The organism is Aulosira sp. FACHB-615 (assembly GCF_014698045.1).
GTDB lineage: Bacteria > Cyanobacteriota > Cyanobacteriia > Cyanobacteriales > Nostocaceae > Nostoc_B.
On record NZ_JACJSE010000072.1, the window covers coordinates 1 to 6632 of the forward strand.

A 6632-nucleotide genomic window follows, 5' to 3' on the forward strand; every position below is an offset into this window, starting at 1 on the left:
TTGCTATCTGTGTTGCGTTCAAAATGATCTCCGGCACGAAACGCGGATTCGCCAACTGTGTATGCTGTCCCATCAAATTCCACTCTACCTGGAACATCTTCCATATCTGCTGTCGAAATGTAGCTGGGGATTCTTACTACATCAAAACCATCGACTAAAAGTTTCAGGCTACCGTAGCCATTGTCAAAGCCTGCTGGAAAAATTTTTTGCAGTGCGTGGACATTCGTCATCTTGCTTTGCTCCAATTTAAAAAAGTCATTGATGTTAATTGCGGCATAAAATCAGGGCTTTTTGAGGATACCCTAAATGGGAGTCAAATGTAACCTATATGACCCCCATTTAGCCCCCATCTGTGAATTTTAATCTTTGGGGGTTATATGACCCCCATTTGACCCCTATTTGTAGTTTTGGATTTTTTGCAAGGTTTACTTATTTTTTGGCTTAAGTTAATTTGTTCTATTCAAATACAAACTTTGGTTGTAACAATTCAGTAAAATCATCTTTTAATTTGTTATAGCCAGTGCCTGTTTTAAGCAATCAGTTGCTCACCATCGGTATTCCTGAACATCTACGATATTGATATTCCCGCTACAATAGCCTCATTCTTGACTGAACAAAAACCTGATTAACATTGACAACAGAAATTAATTTCGATATTTAAGTATTTGATTTATACTCTGTGTCAACATCTTTGTTACCAAACCAGTTAAGTTCCATGTCTAGGCTTGATTCAGATACAGTTGGCATTTACCTTAAAGAAATTAGTCGCTTCCCATTGCTAAAACCAGAACAAGAGATTCTCTATGCTAGACAGATACAGGAGTTGATAGCCGTCCAGCAACAAAAATCTATTCTCCAGCAACAGCTTCATAGAGAAATCACTAATGTTGAACTAGCTGCAAAACTCAAAAAAACTGAAGCACAGTTAAACTTCATCCTAGAACAAGGTCAACGTGCCAAACAAAAAATGATTAACGCCAACCTCCGCTTGGTAGTAGCGATCGCTAAAAAACATCAGTGGAGCAATCTAGACTTGTTAGATTTAGTTCAAGAAGGCGTAATCGGCTTGCAGCAGGCTGCTGAAAAGTTTGACCCTAATCGTGGCTATAAATTCTCCACTTGTGCCTACTGGTGGATTCGCCAAGCTATCATGCGAGCGATTGCCGAAAAATCACGCACTGTTAGACTCCCCTGTCATTTGAGTGAGAAGTTTATGCGAATTAGGAAAGTTCAACAGGAGCTTTCTCAAAAAATTGGTCGCCCTGCCACAATTACAGAAATAGCAAAAGTTATTAATGTACAGCCAACTCAGGTTAGAGAATATTTGGCGGCATTTCGTCAACCTGTTTCCTTAGACTTACAAGTTGGCGAGGAGCAAGACACGCAATTACAAAAACTTTTACCTGACGATAGTCTTTCTCCGTTCGAGTATGTTGCTCAAGAACTTTTTTGTCAAGACCTGAATGATTGGTTGAGTCTACTAACACCAATACAAAAGCAGGTAATTTTATTACGTTTTGGCTTCAGCAACGAAGGCAAGGTAACTGCTAAACAAATTGCCCAAAGACTCCAAATCAGTCCAGCTAGGGTTAATCACATTCAGCAGCAGGCTATTAAAGTTCTACGACGTGAGCAACAGAAAATGCTAGAGTATGTGGCTGGTTGAATTTGTAGATGGTATCCAATGTTTAACACATTGAAGAATAATGCACTTAATAATCAATACCTTTGCCAAAATAAGAGCCTACAAAAATTTTGGCAAAAAACTGGCAAAATTACCCATACATAAACCTTTTGCTAACAAGGTGGCTTGGAGTGTCAGAGCCTATATACTGTGGGCAATATACTAAAAAATACCTTGCGGGAAACCTGAAAGGTATTTTTAGAACTGATTGTTTTTGCCCAGTTTCAGAGGAATCAGAGTTTGTACATCCAATCACCCTCGTAAATTGGCAAAGGTATTGAATAATGAAACTAACATTAGTTTCATCGTTTTTGAAACTAATGTTAGTTTCACATAGATAACCTGAATGGTTAATTTTTTTCTTTAGACTTCTTAGACAGTTTGTACTCTCGCCTCTAGGCAAGCTTTTATCAAAGTTACGACTAAAATCGTTTTGGTATATTTGTGGCTTTTAATAACTAGAGTTAAAAATTATATGGATATCAAAAAACTTTGCCATGAAAAAGAAACCAGCTAAAAAGCAGATTCGGCTAACAATTGCTAGTAATGCAGGCGGATCGGGGAAAACCACTGTCGCAACCCATTTGGCTTATGCTGTTGGTGCAAAAGGTTACAAAGTTACTTTAATAGAGCTTGATCAAAACGGTTCACTGTGTATCTTTGCTAGGCTTGCACCAGCAGCGATGGAACAATCTCTAGCAATTGTATTGAAAAAAACATTCGCAGGTAACTACCCATTGATTCCGCTTTGGGAAGAACATATTTCCACTGTGACAGCTATTCAAGGCGGTAAATTTCTGGAAGAAAGTATTGCCGAAATATATAATTACAGTCGCCGTCACTATACGCTCAAAGATAGATTAGAAGATTTTCCTTTAAACAGTGACTTAATTATTTTTGATACTCCTGCCTCTTTAGAGCCTATGGGATTAATAGCTCTAGCAGCTTGTACTCATGTACTTGTTCCCATTAAGCCAGAGTATAAAGATACAGGAGCTTTCGCAGGTTTTTTAGATTGGTTCTATAGTAAAGTAGACGATTTAAGATTAAAACCACAACCTGAAATTTTAGGGTTTGTACCTACAAGGGTAGATTTATACGATGTAGGAGCGCATAGGGATATTTTAGGGCTAGACAAAAAAGGCAAACCCAGAAGTGATATTGATCCTGAAAAAACTCTTCCTTACTTAATTGAACAAATGGGAATTCGCTGCTTTCCCTTCATTCGAGAGTCGAATTATTATCTCAAAGCTAGTGGTTCTGGATTACCCTTGCATTTATATCGACCTGGCTATGATGCTAGTGAAGATTTCAAGCCAATTGTGAGTAGCTTAATTAAATTAATAACAGAGGATTGATAATGCCAAGTAAAAAACCTGTGGAGATTAGTCAACTGTTTGGTCAAGCAGGACAGTCTCAGCAAATTCATCAACTTAAAAGTCAGATAGAGAAACTTGAGGCAGAAATTACTCAGTTACGGGCAAATGTATTCAGCCCAGAAGAAAAAGCTGTATTAGAACAGCAAATTGAGCAACTCACTAACCAGCTGGCTACTCAAGGTGGGGTACATGAAATTGCAATTAGTCTTATAGATCCCGACCCCACACAACCTAGACAAACATTTCCTCCATTAATAATTCAGGAACGAGCTGAAAGCTTGCGTAGGCAAGGACAGCAAAATCCAATAGTGCTTATTCCTCAACTTGATGGGCGTTACAAATTATTTGATGGAGAACTCAGGTGGAGAGCAGCTCCATTAGCTGAAATGACAAAACTAAAAGCCGTCTTTTTATCCAAAGAAGAAATTCCAGACGAAGTAGCAGTCTTTGAAGGGCAACTAGTAACTAGTATTCACTCGCAAAAACTTCATGATCTTGATTTAGCCACTGCCTTAATTAGATTAATTATATTTAAATACCCTAATTTCATCGGTCAGGAAGATGAAATCCCAAAATTCCTCAATGCTTTTATTAATCGTCTAGTCCGCAGTCAGAAGATACAAGATTTAGCACTGATCAAAGATGCTGATTTAATAACTCAGCAAGAGTGGCTAGAAACATCTGATTTTAAGGAACAGGAAGAATATGAAATAGTTTCTGTCTTACTAGGGCTACAACTTAATCCAGTATCTGTTAATAATAATATTTTTCCTCTACTCAAGGTGGCAGAAGACCTCAAGGTTATTATTCGCTCTGAAGGATTAGAAAGTAGCAAAATAAGGGAACTTAACAAACTATCTGCTGAACAGCTAAAAGTTGATGAATCTCAGGCTAGAGGCATTCGTGTTCAAATTACTCAGCAAGTCGTTCAAAACAAACTCTCCTTGAGCCAAACTAAAACATTAGTTAAGCAAACACTAGAGAAGTACAATGCTTCTAATAATAAAACCAAACATGAAAAACAAATAGATAAAACTATTAAAGATATACAATCAATAAACTTAAAATCATTAGAACCAACTAGACTTTCTAAATTACATGAAGTTCTTAAACAAACACTACACGAAATTGAAACTCTTATGTAATTATGTCTAGAGAAATAGTATAATTGTACTATCAACGATTGAAATCGCCCAAAGCAAATTACTTCAATGCTTCTGGTTAATTACGCACCAGAAGCATTTTGCTTACAGTCAGCGATCGCCTTATGAAGACTTCTGAAAATCAACATCACTTCGATAAACCTTAGCCCTGGGCTTACCTTTTTTAGCTGGTGCAGCTACAGAAGACTTCTTAGGTGGTACTGGAGGACGGCAGGTTTCGCAGTACAGAGGTCGTGGGCCATAAGTCTCACGAGAGGTTGTTTGTTCGCACTGCTTACAGACAAAGTTGAATGTGCGCGTGTGGATCTGACGTTTGTGCGCTCTGACGGTGTATTCTTGAACTTCTATGTACTTGCTGGGCATCGAATACCTGGAATTTTATCTATATAAATAATTAGTATAGATTTAGCTTTTCTACTAAGTCCAATGCTGTGTTTAATCCGGCAGAAAAACTGTGCGACTATTTGAAATTGGCAGTAATTAAATCCTGCCTTGGTTAAATTTACACCTTGGGATGTTTTAATATGACAAAAATATTACAACCAGGACAAAGCTACACTTTTAGTAATTACTTCCAAATGTCTTTTCCAATAGAAGAGATATTGAAAGAGCTTGACTACAATTATCTTAATCAAAAATTAGACTTACCTGCTGTCGAGAACCTCCCAACTAGCTTTGAGCAGCTAAATACAACTATCAACAGAAACCTTCGGCTAACTAGTTTGTTGACGGAGGATGCGAGAAAACAAGCGGCGATCGCTCCGATATTATTTGAAGTGTGCGATTATTACCAAACTAAGCTGAACATTGAGTATCCGGTGAATGCTGGTGAATACTTAAAAGGGACATTAGACTACTACATCAAAAACAGCAACCAACTGTTGATAGTGGAAGCCAAAAATGCTGACTTGACCAGAGGTTTTACCCAGTTAGCTGTAGAGTTGATCGCATTGGCACAAATTAGTGAGTCAGAATCAACCAAGATTTATGGTGCGGTAACAATTGGTAACATCTGGAAATTTGGTTTTCTCCAGCAACAAGAGAATGTAATTTACGAGGATTTAAACCTGTACATAGTGCCAGATCAGCTTGAAATACTGTTCAAGATATTATTGGGGATACTGGACTAAAATAACGACAGCTGCCCAGGAGAAAGCTTGTTTTCTCTGGTTGGGGGCTGGGGCAATGTGGTTTGTGCTGGAATTAAGCAGTATCGTGATTTTCCCTCAAACTTTGTGTACCCTCGTTTCTCTCTGCGCTGCTGTAGCTTTTGATAGTTGTCCAATGCGGCTTGATAATCAGGAAAATCTAGGTCTTGTGATTTACCGAATCCTTTTTTGGCAGCACTACCCCAGGTTTTGGTGATGACCCACTCGCCAAATACATTCTGACACAGCGTTAAGGCGTAAAATCGCGTGTGCCGTTGCCACTTGCATTCTTGCCAGATGTCTAGTCGGTAAACAGTTTGCTCAAGCATTTTTTCATACACAGCCCTTCTTGTATAATACTTAAATGCCAGGAAATCACAAACGCTACGCACAAGTTTTGTGGAAATTGGTGGACAAATAATCATGACCAATCAAATCTTTGTAGTAGTTGCAGATGGTTCGCAGCGTGAGTGGACTGAGGCAGAAAAGCATCTGATTAGCAATAACCCAGAACTAATTGACCAACTTCAGGGCTGGCTGGAAAATTCGTTGAGCGACGGCTGTTGGCATCCACAGAATTATCAATTTCTGCAAAGACTAATCAACCCATTGAAGATAGAACTGTTCTGCTTGTTTCAAGACGAAGAACTTGATGAAATCGAAATTCCGTTCTGACATTTAATTGTTCTAGACCTCCCGTGAAAACAGGAGGTCTTTTCGCTTCGCTATTCGCCATTGAAATAACTCTCGACATTTAGGAGACAAAACAATGGAAACTATTCAACTATCTCTCAATTACTTGTTGGAAATTGTTGTTGTAGGCTTCTTCAGCTTCATGGTCGTAGACTTTGTGAACACTGCGTTCGCTTCCTGCACCAAAGCTTACGCCGCCGCCCACATCCAACACCTTGACCCATCCCTGGTGCCAGAACTACTCGCTACAACAACAACAGCACCAGCCACCCCAGAACCAACACCAACCACACCAGTACCAGCACAACAAATCGCTACACCAGAGTTCGTGCTAACAGATGACCCTTGGCAAGAAACGCAGTTGCGCGAACTGCCCGAACCTTGGGAACTACCTACAGACATTCAACCAAACCCAATACTACCCCAAGCTGTTGTATTTCCATTCCCCACACTCAAGCTGTTGCCGCCAGCAGCTTCCGTTGTGCAACAGACTAAGCCCAAGTCCAAAACCACCAAGCCCAAATCTACCACAACCAAGAAAACCACTAAACCTAAACCTACCAAC

8 protein-coding genes and 1 pseudogene are annotated in these 6632 nt (G+C 39.2%); 6 read left to right on the plus strand and 3 right to left on the minus strand.

The genetic code is table 11. The features are described 5' to 3' along the window. Positions 1–230 (minus strand): annotated as a pseudogene (locus H6G77_RS34950) (hypothetical protein); the annotation flags it as partial. Positions 231–715: 485 nt separating this feature from the next. Between H6G77_RS34950 and H6G77_RS34955 the strand changes: the two are divergent. The 3 genes from H6G77_RS34955 to H6G77_RS34965 all read left to right on the plus strand — a co-directional run bounded on the left by H6G77_RS34955 (position 716) and on the right by H6G77_RS34965 (position 4208). Further along, the gene (locus tag H6G77_RS34955) at positions 716–1666 is read left to right on the plus strand and encodes an RNA polymerase sigma factor, RpoD/SigA family (protein ID WP_190595300.1); all 951 of its coding nucleotides are present in this window, start codon (positions 716–718) and stop codon (positions 1664–1666) included. Positions 1667–2181: 515 nt separating this feature from the next. Then, a complete protein-coding gene (locus tag H6G77_RS34960; protein WP_190595299.1) occupies positions 2182–3042 on the plus strand; it encodes a ParA family protein in 861 nt (286 codons plus the stop codon). Between the two features lie 2 nt (positions 3043–3044). Next, a complete protein-coding gene (locus H6G77_RS34965) occupies positions 3045–4208 on the plus strand; it encodes a ParB/RepB/Spo0J family partition protein (RefSeq protein ID WP_190595298.1) in 1164 nt (387 codons plus the stop codon). A 120-nt stretch (positions 4209–4328) separates the two neighbouring features. Here H6G77_RS34965 and H6G77_RS34970 read toward each other — a convergent pair whose 3' ends face one another. Further along, positions 4329–4589, minus strand: coding sequence for a hypothetical protein (locus H6G77_RS34970; RefSeq protein WP_190595297.1), 261 nt, complete (start codon positions 4587–4589; stop codon positions 4329–4331). Positions 4590–4750: 161 nt separating this feature from the next. Here H6G77_RS34970 and H6G77_RS34975 point away from each other — a divergent pair, with 161 nt between their 5' ends. Then, a complete protein-coding gene (locus H6G77_RS34975) occupies positions 4751–5356 on the plus strand; it encodes a hypothetical protein (RefSeq protein ID WP_190595296.1) in 606 nt (201 codons plus the stop codon). Here H6G77_RS34975 and H6G77_RS34980 read toward each other — a convergent pair. Further along, positions 5353–5703, minus strand: coding sequence for a WGR domain-containing protein (locus H6G77_RS34980; RefSeq protein WP_190595295.1), 351 nt, complete (start codon positions 5701–5703; stop codon positions 5353–5355). The genes H6G77_RS34975 and H6G77_RS34980 overlap by 4 nt on opposite strands. Before the next feature lie 94 nt (positions 5704–5797). Here H6G77_RS34980 and H6G77_RS34985 point away from each other — a divergent pair, with 94 nt between their 5' ends. Both H6G77_RS34985 and H6G77_RS34990 read left to right on the plus strand, forming a co-directional pair. Then, complete coding sequence (locus H6G77_RS34985; RefSeq protein WP_190595294.1) at positions 5798–6049, plus strand: hypothetical protein; 252 nt, start codon at positions 5798–5800, stop codon at positions 6047–6049. A 94-nt stretch (positions 6050–6143) separates the two neighbouring features. Next, a partial coding sequence (locus tag H6G77_RS34990) for a hypothetical protein (RefSeq protein ID WP_190874108.1) occupies positions 6144–6632 on the plus strand: 489 nt, incomplete at its 3' end.